The 18131-nt window shown below is 60.3% G+C and carries 19 protein-coding genes; 10 read left to right on the forward strand and 9 right to left on the reverse strand.

Going from position 1 to position 18131, the window contains the following annotated elements:
• Window positions 1-103: 103 nt before the first annotated feature.
• Together AACW30_RS15230 and gloB are read right to left on the reverse strand one after the other, a co-directional pair.
• Window positions 104-1516, reverse strand: coding sequence for a transglycosylase SLT domain-containing protein (locus tag AACW30_RS15230; RefSeq protein WP_200625207.1), 1413 nt, complete (start codon window positions 1514-1516; stop codon window positions 104-106).
• Window positions 1517-1614: 98 nt separating this feature from the next.
• Complete coding sequence (gloB, locus tag AACW30_RS15235; RefSeq protein ID WP_179607451.1) at window positions 1615-2382, reverse strand: hydroxyacylglutathione hydrolase; 768 nt, start codon at window positions 2380-2382, stop codon at window positions 1615-1617.
• Window positions 2383-2447: 65 nt separating this feature from the next.
• Between gloB and AACW30_RS15240 the strand changes: the two genes are divergently transcribed.
• From AACW30_RS15240 to AACW30_RS15260, 5 genes are all read left to right on the forward strand, one after another.
• Entirely contained in the window at window positions 2448-3206 is a 759-nt protein-coding gene (locus AACW30_RS15240) for a class I SAM-dependent methyltransferase (RefSeq protein WP_200625208.1), read from the forward strand.
• A gap of 85 nt (window positions 3207-3291) precedes the next feature.
• Window positions 3292-3744, forward strand: coding sequence for a ribonuclease HI (gene rnhA, locus AACW30_RS15245; RefSeq protein ID WP_029291380.1), 453 nt, complete (start codon window positions 3292-3294; stop codon window positions 3742-3744).
• Between the two features lie 79 nt (window positions 3745-3823).
• Complete coding sequence (gene dnaQ / locus AACW30_RS15250) at window positions 3824-4564, forward strand: DNA polymerase III subunit epsilon (protein WP_164487980.1); 741 nt, start codon at window positions 3824-3826, stop codon at window positions 4562-4564.
• A gap of 203 nt (window positions 4565-4767) precedes the next feature.
• Window positions 4768-7023 carry an Orn/Lys/Arg decarboxylase N-terminal domain-containing protein gene (locus AACW30_RS15255; RefSeq protein WP_119741602.1) on the forward strand — a complete coding sequence of 752 codons (2256 nt, stop codon included), beginning with the start codon at window positions 4768-4770 and terminating at the stop codon, window positions 7021-7023.
• Window positions 7024-7032: 9 nt separating this feature from the next.
• Window positions 7033-7614 carry a GNAT family N-acetyltransferase gene (locus tag AACW30_RS15260; protein WP_119741603.1) on the forward strand — a complete coding sequence of 194 codons (582 nt, stop codon included), beginning with the start codon at window positions 7033-7035 and terminating at the stop codon, window positions 7612-7614.
• Here the strand turns inward: AACW30_RS15260 and AACW30_RS15265 are convergent.
• On the reverse strand, window positions 7611-8504 hold the full coding sequence (locus tag AACW30_RS15265; RefSeq protein ID WP_179607455.1) for a LysR substrate-binding domain-containing protein: 894 nt from the start codon (window positions 8502-8504) through the stop codon (window positions 7611-7613). The two genes, AACW30_RS15260 and AACW30_RS15265, sit on opposite strands and share 4 nt — an antisense overlap.
• A 156-nt stretch (window positions 8505-8660) precedes the next feature.
• Between AACW30_RS15265 and gspG the strand changes: the two genes are divergently transcribed.
• Together gspG and AACW30_RS15275 are read left to right on the forward strand one after the other, a co-directional pair.
• Window positions 8661-9110 carry a type II secretion system major pseudopilin GspG gene (gene gspG / locus AACW30_RS15270; protein ID WP_119741605.1) on the forward strand — a complete coding sequence of 150 codons (450 nt, stop codon included), beginning with the start codon at window positions 8661-8663 and terminating at the stop codon, window positions 9108-9110.
• An 85-nt stretch (window positions 9111-9195) separates the two neighbouring features.
• Entirely contained in the window at window positions 9196-9540 is a 345-nt protein-coding gene (locus tag AACW30_RS15275; protein ID WP_200625209.1) for a hypothetical protein, read from the forward strand.
• A 60-nt stretch (window positions 9541-9600) separates the two neighbouring features.
• On the opposite strand, the gene AACW30_RS15280 is transcribed toward AACW30_RS15275, so the two are convergent.
• Complete coding sequence (locus AACW30_RS15280; RefSeq protein WP_106578721.1) at window positions 9601-9837, reverse strand: hypothetical protein; 237 nt, start codon at window positions 9835-9837, stop codon at window positions 9601-9603.
• 227 nt (window positions 9838-10064) lie between these two features.
• Between AACW30_RS15280 and AACW30_RS15285 the strand changes: the two genes are divergently transcribed.
• Complete coding sequence (locus AACW30_RS15285) at window positions 10065-10622, forward strand: NADPH-dependent FMN reductase (RefSeq protein WP_119741607.1); 558 nt, start codon at window positions 10065-10067, stop codon at window positions 10620-10622.
• A gap of 106 nt (window positions 10623-10728) precedes the next feature.
• Here AACW30_RS15285 and AACW30_RS15290 read toward each other — a convergent pair whose 3' ends face one another.
• Window positions 10729-11358, reverse strand: coding sequence for an FMN-dependent NADH-azoreductase (locus AACW30_RS15290; protein WP_200625210.1), 630 nt, complete (start codon window positions 11356-11358; stop codon window positions 10729-10731).
• Window positions 11359-11452: 94 nt separating this feature from the next.
• Here AACW30_RS15290 and AACW30_RS15295 point away from each other — a divergent pair, with 94 nt between their 5' ends.
• Window positions 11453-12307 (forward strand): LysR family transcriptional regulator, encoded by an 855-nt coding sequence (locus AACW30_RS15295; protein ID WP_200625221.1) that lies wholly within the window; start codon window positions 11453-11455, stop codon window positions 12305-12307.
• A gap of 19 nt (window positions 12308-12326) precedes the next feature.
• Here AACW30_RS15295 and poxB read toward each other — a convergent pair whose 3' ends face one another.
• From poxB to AACW30_RS15310, 3 genes are all read right to left on the reverse strand, one after another.
• Window positions 12327-14051: a ubiquinone-dependent pyruvate dehydrogenase gene (gene poxB / locus AACW30_RS15300; protein WP_106578724.1), complete on the reverse strand. Its 1725-nt coding sequence runs from the start codon at window positions 14049-14051 to the stop codon at window positions 12327-12329.
• Between the two features lie 215 nt (window positions 14052-14266).
• On the reverse strand, window positions 14267-14761 hold the full coding sequence (locus tag AACW30_RS15305; protein ID WP_106578725.1) for a DUF934 domain-containing protein: 495 nt from the start codon (window positions 14759-14761) through the stop codon (window positions 14267-14269).
• Window positions 14745-16403: a nitrite/sulfite reductase gene (locus tag AACW30_RS15310; RefSeq protein WP_017136919.1), complete on the reverse strand. Its 1659-nt coding sequence runs from the start codon at window positions 16401-16403 to the stop codon at window positions 14745-14747. Before AACW30_RS15310 ends, AACW30_RS15305 begins: the two co-directional genes overlap by 17 nt.
• Window positions 16404-16826: 423 nt before the next feature.
• On the opposite strand from AACW30_RS15310, the gene AACW30_RS15315 reads away from it, so the two are divergent.
• Window positions 16827-17906, forward strand: a complete 1080-nt coding sequence (locus AACW30_RS15315; RefSeq protein WP_200625211.1) for an ABC transporter substrate-binding protein — start codon at window positions 16827-16829, stop codon at window positions 17904-17906.
• 6 nt (window positions 17907-17912) lie between these two features.
• On the opposite strand, the gene AACW30_RS15320 is transcribed toward AACW30_RS15315, so the two are convergent.
• A complete protein-coding gene (locus AACW30_RS15320) occupies window positions 17913-18128 on the reverse strand; it encodes a DUF2970 domain-containing protein (RefSeq protein WP_106578727.1) in 216 nt (71 codons plus the stop codon).
• Between the last annotated feature and the right edge of the window lie 3 nt (window positions 18129-18131).

Here is an 18131-nt window from a genome sequence, read left to right on the forward strand (position 1 = left end):
GAGCGGGCTTGCCCGCGATGCCATCAATGCGGTGCAACGGATGCACCGAGGTGTTTGCATCGCAGGCAAGCCAGCTCCCACACAGGCCAGCGCTTACGCAGGTTTACCTTGGCCCGGAAACCACCAGCATCTGACCTGGCTTGAGTGCCTGGCCCGTGCGCGGGTTCCAACGCTTGAGATGTTGCATCTCAACGTTGAAGCGCTTGGCGACGATGTACAGCGAGTCGCCTTTTTTGACCTTGTACTGCACCGGCTTCTTGCTGTCAGCCTTGGCCACCAGCTTGCGCGTGTCCTGCATCACCAGGGTCTGGCCGACCTTGAGGGCCTGGCCGTTGAGTTTGTTCCAGCGCTGCAGGTCATGCACATCGACCCTGTTCGCCTTGGCGATCAGCGTGAGGTTGTCGCCAGTGCGCACTTTGTAGCTGCGGCTGCGCCCGGCTACGCGCGCGGTCTCGACTTCGTCGAACACCTGCTTTTTCGGGCGCATGGCCAGCAGTTCTTCGGGCTTCATCGTCGAAAGCGTGCTGGTAAGCAGATGCGCCTTGGAGCTCGGCACCAGCAAGTGCTGGGGGCCGTCGAGGGTGGTGCGTTGTTTCAGGGCCGGGTTGAGCTGAAACAGTTCGTCTTCATCGATTTCAGCCAGCGCGGCGACCCGTGACAGGTCCATGCTTTGCTTGACTTCAACCACTTCAAAGTACGGGGTGTTGGCGATCGGGTTCAGGTTGACGCCATAGGCCTCGGGGGCCAGCACCACCTGGGACAATGCCAGGAACTTGGGCACGTAGTCTTTGGTTTCCTGGGGCAGGGGCAGGTTCCAGTAGTCGGTCGGCAGGCCGAGCTTTTCGTTACGCTCGATGGCCCGGCTGACCGTGCCTTCACCGGCGTTGTACGCCGCCAGGGCCAGCAACCAGTCGCCGTTGAACATGTCATGCAGGCGTGTCAGGTAGTCCAGGGCGGCGGTGGTGGAGGCGGTGATGTCGCGGCGCCCGTCGTAGGCGCGGGTCTGGCGCAGGTTGAAGTAGCGCCCGGTGGAGGGAATGAACTGCCACAAGCCGACTGCATCGCTGCGCGAGTAGGCCATTGGGTTGTAGGCACTTTCAATCACTGGCAGCAGCGCCAGCTCCAGGGGCATGTTGCGTTCTTCAAGGCGTTCGACGATGTAATGAATGTAGAGGCTGCCGCGTTCTCCGGCGTTCTCCAAAAAGGACGGGTTGCTGGCGAACCACAAACGCTGTTGCTCGATGCGCGGGTTGACGCCCAGGCCGTCCTGCAATTGAAAGCCCCGTCGCATGCGTTCCCAGACATCCTGGGGGACTTCGGGGCTGGGCTTCTCTGAGAGCCAAATAGGTTTTTGCTTGATCTTGGCGGCAAGATTGGGTTTGGGTTGCACGGTGGATTGTGCAGCGAAATGAGTCGATTGGCAGCCCGCCAGAGTAGCGGACACAGCCACCGCCACGGCTTGAGCCAGGCGGGTCAATGCGTCTGAAGAAATGGATTTACGAATAGATGACGACATTGGCTGGAAGTAAGTTCCGGGCAAAAATGTCGGGCGATTCTAGAAAGCGCTTTGGTTCCGGTCAACCATTCAGAAAATCCGTATCAGATTGCATCCGCTTAGAACTTATCTTTCCACGCCCTCAAGCTAGCAAACACCTCGGCCCCAGCGCGGTTATCGCGCCCATTCCGTTCGTCCGCTTTTTGTTTAACGGATGTTTCGGCGGTACGAAGAAAAGGGTTAGTACGTTTTTCCAGGGCGAGATTGGACGGCAGCGTCATCTCGCCGCGGGCCCGCAATTGCTTGACCTGTTCGACCCGTTCGGCGATATCGCCGTTGTCAGGCTCCACCGCCTGAGCAAATTTGAGGTTACTTTGTGTGTATTCGTGGGTGCAGTACACCAGGGTCTCGGCTGGCAGGGCGGCGAGGCGTTCCAGTGAGGTGTACATCTGTTGCGGCGTGCCTTCGAACAGACGGCCGCAACCGGCGGCAAACAGCGTGTCGCCACAAAACAGCAGGCCTTGATGGTAAAAGGCGATATGGCCGAGGGTATGGCCCGGCACGCTATAAACGTCGAAGTCCAGGCCCAGTACGCTGATGCGGTCGTTGTCCTGCAATGCGACGTCCCGCGCCGGGATGTTCTCGTTTGCCGGGCCGTACACCTTGGCGTTTGTCACACGTTTGAGTTGCTCGACGCCGCCGACATGATCATGGTGATGGTGGGTGATCAGGATGTCGCTGAGGGCCCACTGCGGATTTTGCTTGAGCCAGGCCAGTACCGGCGTGGCATCGCCGGGGTCGACCACGGCGCAGCGCTGGGTGTGCGGGTCTTGTAACAACCAGATGTAGTTGTCGGTGAAGGCGGGTAGGGCACTGATCTGTATCATTCTTCGATTCGCCAAGCTGAACACATTGGTGCATCTTAGAACGTCTAGGCGAGTTGGAGAATGCAATGACTGATAAAGCGTTCGCCCAGGCCGATCCTGAGTGGCTGGCCCTGATCGGCGCAGCCCGTGAATGGCTGTCCGGGCCGATCGGGCAATTTTTGCTGGATGAAGAACGGCGCATGCTCGAAGACGAGCTGGGCCGTTTCTTTGGTGGCTATCTGGTGCATTACGGCCCATCTGCGCAGACGCCGCCTTCTGCGCCGCAGGTGCAGCGCAATGTGCGCCTCGGTGCGCCGTTGCCGGGTGTGGAGATCGTCTGCGAGGAGCAGGCCTGGCCCTTGAGCGAGCATGCCGCCGACGTGGTGGTGTTGCAGCATGGCCTGGATTTTTGCCTGTCGCCCCATGGTTTGTTGCGCGAAGCCGCGAGCAGTGTGCGCCCTGGGGGCCATTTGCTGATTGTCGGCATCAACCCCTGGAGCAGCTGGGGCCTTCGCCATGTATTTGCCCATGATGGCCTGCGCCAGGCACGCTGCATCTCGCCGTCGCGGGTGGGCGACTGGCTGAACCTGCTGGGCTTTGCGCTGGAGAAACGCCGCTTCGGGTGCTATCGTCCGCCGCTTGCGTCGGCCAAGTGGCAAGGCCGTCTGGCGGGCTGGGAGCGCCGGGCGGGCGCCTGGCAATTGTCGGGTGGCGGCTTCTATTTATTGGTCGCGCGCAAGATCGTGGTCGGGCTGCGGCCGGTGCGTCAGGTGCTGCGCCAGCCCATCGGCAAGCTGGTGCCGATGCCGATGGCCAAGGTCAATCGCAAGCAAAGCGAACCGTAAACCTCTTTTTGATGACCCGCCGAATTTTTCGGCCTCGGGATACTGTCGGTCGATGATCGCCAGCCCGTTTTGATGGATGCAACCGATGACCGATAGCGTAGAACTCTTCACCGATGGCGCCTGCAAAGGCAACCCCGGCCCCGGCGGCTGGGGCGCCTTGCTGGTGTGCAAGGGCGTGGAGAAGGAATTGTGGGGCGGCGAAGCCAACACCACCAACAACCGCATGGAGCTGATGGGTGCCATTCGTGGCCTGGAAGAGCTCAAGCGCCGTTGTGACGTGCTGTTGGTGACCGACTCGCAGTACGTGATGAAGGGCATCAACGAGTGGATGGTCAACTGGAAAAAGCGCGGCTGGAAAACCGCGGCCAAGGAACCGGTGAAGAATGCCGACCTCTGGCAGTTGCTCGATGAGCAATGCAATCGCCATAACATCACCTGGAAATGGGTGCGTGGGCACATCGGTCACCCCGGCAACGAGCGCGCCGACCAGTTGGCCAATCGGGGTGTGGATGAAGTGCGCGGCTACAAACAGAGCTGAGCCGACTGACGTGTTAACATCGCGCCCTTTGACGCACACCACACTGCATACCACCGTTGAGAGCTGAACCCTGATGGCCATCCGATCTGTTGTACTCGATACCGAAACCACCGGCATGCCGGTGACCGATGGTCACCGGATCATCGAAATCGGCTGTGTCGAATTGATAGGTCGCCGTCTTACCGGGCGTCACTTTCACGTCTATCTGCAACCGGACCGTGACAGTGACGAGGGTGCGATCGGCGTCCACGGCATCACCGATGAGTTCCTCAAGGGCAAGCCGCGCTTCGCCGAAGTGGCCGACGAGTTTTTCGAATTCATCAACGGCGCCCAACTGATCATCCACAACGCGGCGTTCGACGTCGGGTTCATCAATAACGAATTTGCCCTGATGGGGCAGACCGAGCGTGCGGATATTTCCCAGCATTGCTCGATCCTCGACACCTTGATGATGGCGCGCGAGCGTCACCCAGGTCAGCGCAACAGCCTGGATGCCTTGTGCAAACGCTACGGCGTCGACAACTCCGGCCGTGAACTCCACGGCGCCTTGCTCGACTCCGAGATTCTGGCCGACGTTTACCTGACCATGACCGGCGGGCAAACCAGCCTGTCCCTGGCCGGTAATGCCTCCGACGGCACCGGCTCGGCAGAAGGTTCGGGTAATCGCCCTTCAGAAATCCGCCGCCTGCCGGCTGATCGCAAGCCGACCACCATCATCCGTGCCAGTGAGCAGGATCTGGCTGAGCACGCGGCGCGTCTGGAAGCGATTGCCAAGTCGGCGGGTGCGCCGGCGTTGTGGTCGCAGCTGACCCAGCAATAGCCTCGGTCGAACACGGTTAAAAAATGTGGGAGCTGGCTTGCCTGCGATAGCGGTAGGCCAGCCAACCTATCTGTGACTGATCCATCGCCATCGCAGGCAAGCCAGCTCCCACGGTTGATTTGCAGCGCCTTGGAAATCTTCATTCGCCACATCCGCTCCCAGCTTCTACCCTGAGTACATAGCCCTGGGGACTGCCCGCACTCATGTACAAAGACCTGAAGTTTCCTGTTCTGATTGTGCACCGTGATATCAAGGCCGACACCGTTGCCGGTGACCGGGTTCGAGGTATCGCCCACGAACTGGAACAAGAAGGCTTCAGTATTTTCTCTGCAGTGGATTACGCCGAAGGCCGCCTGGTGGCTTCTACCCATCACGGGCTGGCGTGTATGTTGATCGCCGCTGAAGGTGCCGGGGAAAATACCCACCTGTTGCAAAACATGGTCGAACTGATCCGCCTGGCGCGGGTGCGGGCGCCCAACCTGCCGATCTTTGCCCTGGGCGAGCAAGTCACGCTGGAAAACGCGCCCGCCGATGCCATGAGTGAGCTCAACCAGTTGCGCGGCATTCTTTATCTGTTTGAAGACACCGTGCCGTTTCTGGCCCGACAAGTGGCTCGCGCGGCGCGCGCTTACCTGGATGGCTTGTTGCCGCCTTTCTTCAAAGCCCTGGTGCAACACACCGCCGACTCCAATTACTCCTGGCACACGCCCGGCCATGGTGGCGGCGTGGCGTATCGTAAAAGCCCGGTGGGGCAGGCGTTTCATCAGTTCTTCGGCGAAAACACGCTGCGCTCGGATTTGTCCGTGTCGGTGCCGGAACTCGGCTCGCTGCTCGATCACACCGGGCCGTTGGCCGAAGCCGAGGCCCGCGCCGCGCGTAACTTTGGCGCCGATCATACGTTCTTTGTGATCAACGGCACCTCCACGGCCAACAAGATCGTCTGGCACTCCATGGTCGGTCGTGACGACCTGGTGCTGGTGGACCGCAACTGCCACAAGTCGGTGCTGCACTCGATCATCATGACCGGTGCGATCCCGCTGTACCTGTGCCCGGAACGCAACGAACTGGGGATCATCGGCCCGATCCCCTTGAGCGAGTTCAGCCCCGAGTCGATCCGCGCCAAAATCGCAGCCAGCCCTTTGACGCGTGGCCGGCCACCGAAAGTGAAGATGGCGGTGGTCACCAACTCCACCTATGACGGCCTGTGCTACAACGCCGAGCTGATCAAGCAACAATTGGGCAACAGTGTCGAGGTGTTACATTTTGACGAGGCTTGGTACGCCTACGCGGCGTTTCACGAGTTCTTTGCCGGGCGGTACGGCATGGGCACTTCACGCACGCCCGACAGCCCTCTGGTGTTTACCACGCACTCAACCCATAAGCTGCTGGCGGCCTTCAGCCAGGCCTCGATGATTCATGTGCAGGACGGCGGCGCGCGGCAGCTGGACCGTGACCGTTTCAACGAAGCGTTCATGATGCATATCTCCACCTCGCCGCAGTACAGCATCATCGCATCGCTGGACGTGGCCTCGGCGATGATGGAAGGCCCCGCCGGGCGTTCACTGCTGCAGGAAATGTTTGATGAGGCGTTGAGTTTTCGGCGCGCCCTGGCCAACCTGCGCCAGCACATCGCTGCCGAGGACTGGTGGTTCTCTATCTGGCAGCCGCCTTCGGTGGCGGGTATCGACCGGGTTGTCACCGCGGACTGGCTGTTGCATCCGCAGGACGACTGGCACGGTTTTGGCGATGTGGCCGAAGATTATGTGCTGCTTGACCCGATCAAAGTGACCCTGGTGATGCCCGGCCTGAACGCCGGCGGCGCCTTGAGCGACTGCGGGATTCCCGCCGCAGTGGTCAGCAAGTTCCTCTGGGAGCGTGGGCTGGTGGTGGAAAAAACCGGCCTGTATTCCTTCCTTGTGCTGTTTTCCATGGGCATTACCAAAGGCAAATGGAGTACCTTGCTCACCGAACTGTTGGAGTTCAAGCGCAATTACGACGCCAATGTCAGCCTGGCCAGTTGCTTGCCCTCGGTGTTTAAACAAGGGCCGGCGCGCTATCAGAACCTCGGTTTGCGCGACCTGTGTGACCAGCTGCACGGCTGTTATCGCAGCAATGCCACGGCCAAACACCTCAAGCGCATGTACACGGTGTTGCCGGAAATCGCGATGAAACCGGCTGACGCGTACGACCAGTTGGTCAGGGGTGAAGTGGAGGCGGTGTCGATTGACGCCTTGCCAGGTCGCATCGCAGCCGTGATGCTGGTGCCCTATCCGCCGGGCATTCCGTTGATCATGCCGGGTGAGCGCTTTACCGAGTCGACCCGATCGATCATTGACTACCTGGCGTTCGCGAGGACGTTCGATAGCAGTTTTCCCGGTTTTGTCGCCGATGTTCATGGATTGCAACACGAAGACGACGGCAGTGGTCGTTGTTACACCGTCGATTGCATCAAAGGGTAAAGGATGTTTATGCAAGCTGTAATGAACCCGAAGTACCCGGGGCTCAGCGTACGGGTCGCCGACGAAGGTTTTGATGCCTACGTGTGGGGCAATGATTTCAGTTTTGAAGTCAGTGCCTACGGCGTACCCGAGATGGGCAAACGCGTCGACCAGTGGGCCGTTGAGCGCATCCTGCCGTACCGCAAATGTTATGGCATCGACCCGGAGGAATTCGCCAGTTTTCGCGATGCGCCCGACAGCGCGATCTTCATGGCGTACCTGGATGACCGTGCGGTGGGTCATATCGTGGTCAGCACCAACTGGAATGGCTTTGCCCACGTCGATGAGCTGGCGGTGGCCTTGCCTGCGCGCCGTCATGGGGTGGCCAAGGCCTTGCTGGACGTGGCTCAGTTCTGGAGTCGCAAGAAAAACCTGCCGGGCATGATGCTGGAAACCCAGAACAACAACCTCGGCGCTTGCCGATTGTATGAGCGTTGCGGCTATGTGATGGGCGGGATTGATCAACTGCGTTATCGCGGTATTGACCCGCAGACGCGTGAAGTGGCGATTTTCTGGTACCGGTTGTTCAAGACTGAACTTGAACAGGTTTAACTCGCCAGCAGGCTATCGGCCTTCTGCGTGACAATGTCCAGCAACGCATTGAGTGCCGGTGACGTCTGGGCGTCCCTGAGAGTCAGTGCGTACAGGCTGACCATGATCGGCGGCGACACCGGGCATGCATCCAGCCCAGCTTCGCGTGCACCGGACGCGGTGAACGGGTCGACAATCGCCAGGCCTTCGCCGGCTTCCACCATGCTGCGCATCATCTGGTAGGTCTGCACCCGCGTCTGCACCACCGGCAGCGGGCGCAGGGCCTGTAGCTTGGCGTCCAGCACGCGGCTCAAGGGGTCATGCCCTTCAAGCCCGATCAGCGATTGCCCGGCCAGGTCCTGCAGGGCGATGTACTTTTGTTTGGGTTTCAGCCAGCCATGGGGCGCGAGCAATTGCAACTTGCCCTCGGCCAACACGCTGCTCTGGATTTGCGAGTGCTGCGGGTCATGCAGGCTCAGGCCCACATCGGCTTCGTGCAGCAGCAGGCTTCTGACAATCTCGCGGGTCGGCTGGCTCGACAGGTTGCACGGCGTGTCCTGGAAGCGCCGGCGCAGTACGGCGATGCTTTGCGGCAGCAACTGATTGGCCAGCGGCGGGGTGCATAGCGCGCGCAAGGCCGGAGCATGGTGGAGTTTCAAGCGGCTGGCCAGGCGTTGCACCGGCTCCAGCGCCTCATAGAGGTGACTGATGTGTGCCTGCAGTTCGAGTGTTTCGCGCGTCGCTTGCAAACGCCCGCGCACACTGGCAAACAGCATGAAGCCCAATTGCTGCTCGGCATCCTTGAGCGTTGCGTCTACATCGCCCACGGGAAGTTGCAACCACTCGGCGGCCGTGCCGAGGTGTCCGGTCTGCAAGATGGCCTGAATCACTTCGATATGACGTAAACGCATCGCCGGAGTCTAGGGTCAGTGGGGCGGGGATTCAATGGCTGGGAAAAAAACAGCGCGGGCCTTGATGCGCGTCGTCTAACGTTCACCTTGCGTGCGCTGCAACGAGCGGGTCATATAAAGAGCGTATCAACCGAGGTTCAACAGGGAGCCCTTCCAATGCCCGGATACACCGCAGTCACAGGCAAACCGCAACCCCAGCAAGGTTTTACACGCTGGGCGGTGCTGGTGGTACTGGTCATCATTGGCTTGCTGGCCCTGGCGGTGGGGCCGCGCTTGTTTGGTGATGTAACGCTGGCAGAGATCGCGACGGCCAAGGCCCAGGTGGCCGAGCTGGGCAAGGCGGTTGAGCAGTTTCACCAAGACACGGGTCGCTACCCCACCGATGAGGAAGGTCTGGAGGCGCTGACCACGCGACCTGCGCAGGACGCCCAGTGGAAAGGGCCCTATGTCAGTGACGAGTTGTTGACCGACCCTTGGGGCGTTGCCTATCAGTACCACTACCCGGCAACCCAGCCCAACACGGCGTTCGACCTGTTTTCGTTCGGCAAGGACCGTACGCTGGGCGGAGTCGGCGATAACAAGGACATTACCTACGGCGACAACTGATTCATCTGGCATTAGCCATCGAGCTGATTAGAATGGCTGCGCTGATCAATAACGACCAATACAACAAAAACAGGTCTGGTCTCGAATGCCTATTCCCTCACGTTTCTTCGGGGTAACGGCCAAGCAACTCCTGGTGCTGGTGACCGTGGGGTGCGTGGCAGCTTATCTCTTCGATAATCACGATGAACACACACCGGAAAGTCGCGCACTCGAGGCGTTTATCCGTTCCCAGGAACAGGTGGATGCGCAGGTGGGGGCAGTGCTGGAGGTGGTGTTGGTCAGGCAGGTGGTGGCCTATCCCGCTAACGGCGCGCCAGGTTACAAGCGTTCGTTGTATGCGGTTGAAGGCGAGCGGGGGCGTTTGATGGTGACGCTCAAGCAGATGGAGGGCGAGCAGGGCGTGGAAGTGACGCAGATAAGCCGGCCGTGATCACCCAGCCCAGTCAATGCCATCAATGGCCAGGACTGAGCAGGTCGATAAGCCGGGATCTTATGACGCGAGGGTCGTTTGCGATTCGCGGACGATAATGGTCCCCGACTGGATCAATTTGAATTCATCGCCTTCCAGTTTCTCTACACGATCGCCAATGGCCAGCTTGTAGGTAGTGGTAGGCGCCGAGCCAGCCAGGTCGCCTTGCACCGGGTTGGATTCCTGGAACTCATGCACCGAATACACGCGTCCTTCCGCGTCTCTGGCATGGAACTGTCCGACAAGTACTGCAGCCATCTGTTTAGAACCTCTGGAGATAAACACTCGATTTGCGGTTCTGTAGACCGTCATGGAGCGGGGTAGTTTACCTATGGAAAAAAAATACTATTCGTTGATATTTTCAGAGTCTTCCTACGCAAGTCACTGCTCGGCAAACGTCTGCGGATTTATCAAAACCTTCTGGTGAACCTGCCGCGAAGACTTTATAACTGCAAGCTCCTTAGTCAAACGTCGGGAAAACCTCAATGAGCAAGGTCTACACGATTGCCGTCCTGGTTGGCAGCTTGAGAAAAGAGTCGATCAACCGCAAGGTCGCCCTGGCACTGGCCGAACTGGCCCCTGCCACTCTCAAATTGAACATTGTGGAAATTGGCGATTTGCCGCTCTACAACGAAGACCTCGAGGGAGCATCGCCGCCCGCAGCCTACAGTAGTTTCCGTCAGCAAGTACGTTCATCCGACGCGGTGTTGTTTGTGACGCCCGAATACAACCGTTCCGTGCCCGCACCGTTGAAGAATGCCATTGACGTAGGGTCTCGTCCTTACGGGCAAAGTGTCTGGGGCGGCAAGCCGGGGGCGGTCATCAGCGTGTCGCCCGGAGCGATTGGCGGCTTTGGTGCCAATCACCACCTGCGCCAGTCGCTGGTGTTCCTTGATGTGCCGTGCATGCAGCAACCGGAAGCGTACCTGGGGGGCGCGGGCAGCGTGTTTGATGACGCAGGAAAACTTTCGGAAAAGACCAGGCCGTTCCTGCAGGCGTTTATCGACGCCTACGGCAAGTGGGTAGAAAAGCTGTCCGCCTGATGTGTCTGCCTGTGTAGGAACCTGCCTGCCGGCGAGTGGCCCTCACGCCTGGCGCTGCTCATCACATCGCCTTCGCCGGCAAGCTGGCGCCTGCCGCGGTCCGTAGTCAAGCGAGGCGGTCCGCCAGCGCCAGGGCCTGCTCGGTGGCTGCCTGGCGAGATGCCTGATCCACCTCTGGCCCCAGGATAGTTTTTTCCACAGACAGCGAGTGCACATCGGTCACGCCGATAAAGCCCAGCCAGGCTTCCATGTACGGCTTCTGAAAGTCCATCGCCTGTGCGTCGGGCGCTGAAAAATCCATGCCCCGCGCATACACATTCACCGCCGTCTTGTCATGCAGCAACCCGCGCAAACCATGCTCCGGGCTGAACTCGAACAGCACGCCCTTCTGCGAGACTACGTCGATAAAGTGCTTGAGCTTGTAGGGCAACGCGAAATTCCACAGCGGCACCGAGAACACCAGCAGATCGGCCTGGTGCAGATGGGTCGCCAGCGACCTCAGTGAGTCCCAGGCCGCCGCCTGTTCCTCGGTCAATGCCGTGCCGCTGAGGCCGGCGTATTTGGCCTCCATGATCGGGCCATCAAACTCCGGCAGGTCCAGAGCCCAAAGGTCCAGCGTCACCACGCGGGTGTCCGGGGTGTTGTGCTGATAACGCGCGATAAATTGTCGGGCGATTTCCAGCGACGCAGAGCGTTGTTTGCGCGGCGAGCATTCAATATGCAGAAGAGTGGTCATGGCAGGCCTCAGGAATGATGACCTGAACATTGCAACATAGCGCTCGATGAAATATAAATCGTATTTCCATCGCCCATTGATCACCTATCAGAATATGTTTGATGCCTTGCTACTCAAGACCTTCGTCGCGGTCGTGGACGAAGGTGGCTTCAGTCGCGCCGGTGAACGCCTGCACCTGACGCAATCGGCCGTCAGCGGGCATTTGCGCCGCCTCGAAGAACAGGTCGGTAAGCCACTGCTGACGCGCACCACGCGTTCCCAACAGTTGACGCCCGATGGTCAGCGATTAATCGCCTACGCGCGCGGCATCCTGGCGCTGCATCGTGATGCCTGGGCAGAACTGACGCGTTCGGCGTTTGAAGGAAGCCTACGTGTAGGCGTGTCGGAGGAGTTCGCAGAGGCGCGTTTGCTGCGCGAGCTACAGGACGTTGCCGCGCAGTACCCTGGCCTGCATATCAGCGTGCAAGTGGGCATTCCCGGTTCGCTGCTGAGTTTGATGAAACAAGGCGAGCTGGATGTGGTGGTGGGTTCGTTGTGCGAATCCAGCGAGCCGGGCCTGGCGTTATGGCGCGAGCCGTTGGTGTGGGCCTGGTCGGCGCAACCGCTGGCGGCATTGCCGACGCCGTTGCCACTGGCCTTGTTCCCCGAGCCCTGTCCGTACCGCGAGGCGGCGCTGTTGCGGCTTGCCCAAGCTGGCATTGCTCAGCGTACCGCCATGCAGTGCGCCAGCTATGCGGCGTTGCACGCCGCGGCATCGGCCGGTTTTGCCGTGGCCCCGATGGCGCAAAGCCAAGTGGGCCCAGGCTTGGCGGTCCTCGGCGCCGAGCACGGGTTGCCCGCGTTGCCCGATGCCGAGTTTCGCCTGTTCAGCGCGCCGGATGCCGACCCGCGCATGGTCGAGGTCGTCACCCAGGTGGTGGTCCGCTATGGCGCAGCCCGGCGCCACTGAAACACCCTGCGACGGAAGCTCAGCGCAACCAGTTGGTACGCGCCAGCTCGATCACCTCGTCGCCACGGCCGCTCATCACTGCCTTGAGCATGTACAGGCTGAAACCCTTGGCCTGTTCCAGCTTGATGCTCGGCGGCATGACCAGCTCCTGCGTGGCCGTGACCACGTCCACCAGCACCGGGCCGTCATGGGCCAGGGCGCGACGCAAGGCCGGCTCGAGGTCTTCGGACTGCTCCACGCGGATGCCCAGGATGCCCATGGCGTTGGACATGGCCGCAAAGTCCGGGTTTTTCAGCTCGGTGCCGGTGTCGAGGTAGCCTGCGGCTTTCATTTCCATGGCGACGAAACCCAGTGATGAGTTATCGAACACAATGACTTTTACCGGCAGTTTCAGTTGCGCCAACGAGATGAAATCGCCCATCAGCATGGCGAAGCCGCCGTCGCCGGACATCGAAATCACCTGGCGTCCGGGAAAGGCCGCCTGAGCGCCGATGGCCTGAGGCATCGCATTCGCCATCGAGCCGTGATTGAACGAGCCGATCAAGCGGCGTTTGCCGTTCATCTTCAGGTAGCGCGCGGCCCACACGGTGGGCGAGCCGACGTCGGCCGTGAAGATGGCATCGTCGTCGGCCAACTCACTGAGCAAGCGTGCGACGTACTGTGGGTGGATCGGCCGGTCGGCCTTCGAGGGTTCTGCCAGGTCGTCCAGGCCCTGGCGGGCTTTTTCGTAATGCTTCAGCGAAGTCTCGAGGAAGCTGCGATCGGTTTTGCGCGTCAGGCGTGGCAGCAGCGCGTTGATGGTTTCGCTGACGTCGGCGGCAATGCCCAGGTCCAGCGTGGCCCGACGCCCGAGCGCCTGCGGATTGCGGTCGACCTGGATGATTTTTGCGTCGGTGGGGTAGAACTGGCGGTAGGGGAAGTCGGTGCCGAGCATGATCAGCGTGTCGCAGTTGAGCATGGCGTGGTAACCCGAACTGAACCCGATCAGGCCCGTCATGCCCACGTCAAACGGGTTGTCCCATTCCACGTGCTCTTTGCCGCGCAAGGCGTGCACCACCGGCGCGCCAAGGGCATCGGCCAGGGCCACGACCTGGTCATGGGCACCGGCGCAACCGCTGCCGCACAGCAGGGTGACTTTCTCGCTGCTCTGCAGGATTTCGCTGAGGCGTTGCAGGTCCTGTTCGGCCGGCAAGGTGCGCGGCGCATGCAGGGCCGGCCACGGCTTGAGGGTGTTCTCCACTTCCAGCAACGACACGTCGCCTGGAATGACGACCACCGCCACGCCACGGTTAAGAATCGCCGAGCGCATGGCGCGGTGCAGCACTTGAGGCATTTGCGCAGGGTTGGTCACCAACTCGATAAAGTGGCTGCACTCCTTGAACAGTTCCTGGGGATGGGTTTCCTGAAAGTAGTTCAAGCCGATTTCGGAGGAGGGGATTTGCGCAGCAATGGCCAGCACCGGCACGTGGTTGCGATGGCAGTCGAACAGGCCATTGATCAAGTGCAGGTTGCCCGGCCCGCAGCTACCGGCGCACACCGTCAATTCGCCGGTGGCGGCGGCTTCGGCACCGGCGGCAAACGCAGCCACCTCTTCGTGGCGCACGTGCATCCACTCGATGCTGTCCATGGTGCGCAAGGCGTCGGTCAAGCCATTGAGGCTGTCGCCGGTCAGGCCCCAGATGCGCTTGATGCCCGCCTGTTCAAGGGTGGTCGCCAATTGCTGGGCCAGGTTGATTTTCGCCATGAAGAACTCCAATCGTCAGTGAGTTAAAAGCTGCTGATCAGTAGAGGACAGCTCGATCACGGCGGATGTTCACCTGCGAGTGTGAAGATTACGTCATCGGCACTGGCAAAATCCGCCCTGGCGTGGCTCGGCGTCATAGCGGCGGTGCGGGCACCAATCAAACTCAAGCCATAAAAAAAGCCCTGGCAGGCCAGGGCTTTTTCAGTCGCGAAGACTTAACGGCGACGAAACAGCGGCAACGGCTCATCCGTGGCAGCCTGGTACGTCACCGAGAAATCCTTGAGGCTTTCCAGCGCTTCGTACGGGTCTTTGTCGGCACGCAAGGCAAAGGCGTCGAACCCGCAACGGTGCAGATAAAACAGCTGGTCGCGCAGCACGTCGCCAATCGCGCGCAGCTCGCCTTTGAAACCGTAGCGGTCACGCAGCAGGCGTGCGTTGGAGTAGTTGCGCCCGTCGGTGAAGGCCGGGAAGTTCAGGGCGATGACCTGGAAGTGCTCCACGTCGTCGCCGATCTCTTCGGCTTCTTCATCGGCGTCCAGCCACACACCCAGGCCGCCGTCGCGGGCCTTGAGGGCATGGCCGTGCTCGCGCCACAGGGCCAGCGGCACGATCAGGTCGTCGCAGTTGGAAATGCCGTCGAAGCTCGCGTCCTTGGGCAGCAGGTGCCAGGTTTCGTCGAGGACTTCGTTGTTCTTAATGATTCGCTGCATAGACGCGCTCCTTGAACAGGTCGATGCCGATGCGCTGGTAGGTGTCGATGAAACGCTCATCTTCGGTGCGCTGTTCGATGTACACATCGATCAGTTTGCCGATCACCTCGGGCATGGCTTCCTGGGCGAAGGACGGGCCGAGGATCTTGCCCAGGCTCGCATCGCGGCTGGCGCTGCCACCCAGGGACACTTGGTAGAATTCTTCGCCTTTCTTGTCCACGCCCAGGATGCCGATGTGGCCGACGTGGTGGTGACCACAGGCGTTCATGCAACCGGAGATGTTCAGGTCCAGCTCGCCGATGTCGAACAGGTAGTCCAGGTCGTCGAAACGGCGCTGGATCGATTCGGCAATCGGGATCGATTTGGCGTTGGCCAGGGAGCAGAAATCGCCGCCGGGGCAGCAGATGATGTCGGTCAGCAAGCCGATGTTCGGCGTGGCGAAACCGCCTTCGCGCAGCTCGCCCCACAGGGTGAACAGTTGGCTCTGCTCGACGTCCGCGAGAATGATGTTTTGCTCGTGGGAGGTGCGCAGTTGGCCAAAGCTGTAACGCTCGGCCAGGTCGGCGACGGCGTCCAGCTGCTTGTCGGTGATGTCACCCGGCGCCACGCCGGTGGGTTTGAGCGACAGGGTCACGGCGACATAGCCCGGCTTTTTATGCGCCAGGGTGTTGCGGGTGCGCCAGCGGGCGAAACCTGGGTGCTGCTGATCGAGTGCAGCCAACTCGGCGTCCTGATTGCTCAGGGCCTTGTACTCAGGATCGACGAAGTGCTTGGCCACGCGGTGTACTTCGGCTTCGGTCAGCGTGGTCTGGCCACCGCGCAGGTGTTCCATTTCGGCGTCGACTTTCTGCGCAAATACCTCAGGGGTCAGCGCCTTGACCAGGATCTTGATCCGGGCCTTGTATTTGTTGTCACGACGGCCGTAGCGGTTGTAGACCCGCAGGATGGCGTCGAGGTAGCTCAACAGGTCTTGCCAGGGCAGGAACTCATTGATGAACGCGCCAACGACCGGCGTACGGCCCAGGCCACCACCGACCAGCACGCGGAAACCCAGCTCGCCGGCCGCGTTGTGCACCGGCTCAAGGCCGATATCGTGCACTTCGATGGCTGCGCGGTCCGAGGTCGAGCCATTGATGGCGATCTTGAACTTGCGCGGCAGGTAGGCGAACTCCGGGTGGAAGGTGGTCCACTGACGGACGATTTCGCACCACGGACGAGGGTCGATCAGCTCATCGGCGGCCACGCCGGCAAATTGGTCAGTGGTCACGTTGCGCAGGCAGTTACCGCTGGTCTGAATGGCGTGCATCTGCACCGTGGCCAGCTCGGCCAGGATGTCCGGCACGTCTTCCAGCGCCGGCCAGTTGAACTGGACGTTCTGGCGGGTACTGATGTGGGCGTAGCCCTTGTCGAAGTCGCGGGCAATCTTGGCCATCATTCGCGTCTGACGGGAAGTCAGTTGGCCATAAGGCACGGCAACCCGCAGCATCGGCGCAAAGCGCTGAACATAAAGGCCATTTTGCAGGCGCAGAGGGCGGAACTCTTCTTCGCTCAGTTCACCTGCTAGGTAGCGTCGGGTCTGATCACGGAACTGCTTGACGCGGTCCTCGATGATGCGCTGATCGTATTCGTCGTATACGTACATATAGGTCCTGTTCTCGGCAAATCTGCGCGCACGGCCGCGCACTCCCAACGGAGCCGGCGCACGATACCAGTTTGCGTTTATGCGCAAAAGTGATGTTTGAGTATATGTAAATAACCAAATTGACTAATGAGAACGGTTATCGCGATACCCACATTTGTCATGCGGGCAATCATCAACTTTACTGTGATCGTGTTTGAGTGCAATCACCTATAAAACCGATAAGAGGCGATGCAATGAGCAATCCGACCAAAGCCCGTAAACCCGACAGTACCGTTGATGCCTGGGCGATTTTGTTTCTGATAATCCTGGTGGTAGGAACCGCCGTATTCTGGGTCAGCCACCAATAAACTCGCGTTGATTGGACCTCGATTGACTGTCGTATTGCCACTATCATGGCCGTCAACGTTCAAGGTTCAGACAACTATGTTGAAGGTTCTTATTACGTGTGCGTGGTTGCTGGGGTCGACGTACGGGGCCATGACCCACGCCGCGTCGGTGGTGTTTCTCAACCCTGGCACGTCCACGGAAACCTTCTGGGTCAACTACGCGCAATTCATGCAGGCCGCCGCCAAGGACCTCGGCCTGGATTTGCGCGTGCGTTATTCCGAGCGCGATCCTCGTAACACCCTGGCCCAGGCCCGGGAAGCGCTGCAAGGCAGCGAGCGGCCTGATTACCTGGTGCTGGTGAATGAGCAATACGTCGCCCCGCAGATTCTGCGCATGGCTCAGGGCAGCCGGGTCAAGTTGCTGATCGTGAATAACGCCCTGACCAGCGACCAGGTGCAACTGCTGGATGCCCACAGCTATCCCAACTGGCTCGGCAGTCTTATCGCCAATGATGAGGAGGCCGGTTACCTGATGCTCACAGAGCTGCTGCGTCAGCATGGCCCCGTCGCACCCGGCCAAACCCTCGATCTGCTGGCGTTTTCCGGGGTCAAGACCACGCCGGCGGCGCAGCTGCGCGAGCAGGGTTTACGGCGGGCCCTGGTCGATTTCCCCTACGTGCGTATGCGCCAGCTGGTGTATGGCGAGTGGAGCCGCCAGCGCGCGTTCGAACAGGCCACGCAACTGTTCAAACGTTATCCGCAAACCGCCATGGTGTGGTCGGCCAATGATGAAATGGCGCTGGGCGCGATGGCGGCGCTGCAAGCCACTGGGCGTACGCCGGGCAAGGACGTGCTGTTCAGCGCCGTCAACAGTTCGCCCGAGGTAGTGCGGGCTCGCCTTGATGGGCGCTTGAGCGTTTTGGTGGCAGGGCACTTCACCCTTGGCGGCTGGGCGATGGTGTTGCTGCATGACGATGCGCTGGGGCTGGATATCCGCCAGAACGGCGTGAATGAACGCAAGCTCGATCTGTTTGAGTTGATCGGCCCGGACCTTGCCCAGCGTCTACTGGACATCAACGCGGCGCAGGTCTACGGCGTGAATTTTCGGGCGTTGTCGGCCCAGGGCAAACCGGCCGGTTACGTCTACCCGTTCGGCTTGCAGCTGTTAACGCCTTGAGCGCACTCAAACGCCTGCCAGGTGCAGCACCAGCTTGACGATGGCGAACAGGGTCAATGCAAACACCGCCGTGAACACAATTCCCAGGATCACGAAGTGGCTGGGCTTGCCATGCGTGAAATCGCGCGCGCGGTTCTTTCCGCTTTGCACCCCGAAGGCCGCGGCCATCACGCTGTGCAGCATTTGCCAGAAAGTAGGGGGCTTATTGGGTGAGTCGTTCATAAA

It is taken from the genome of Pseudomonas sp. MF6747 (genome assembly GCF_963890955.1).
Taxonomy (GTDB): Bacteria; Pseudomonadota; Gammaproteobacteria; order Pseudomonadales; family Pseudomonadaceae; genus Aquipseudomonas.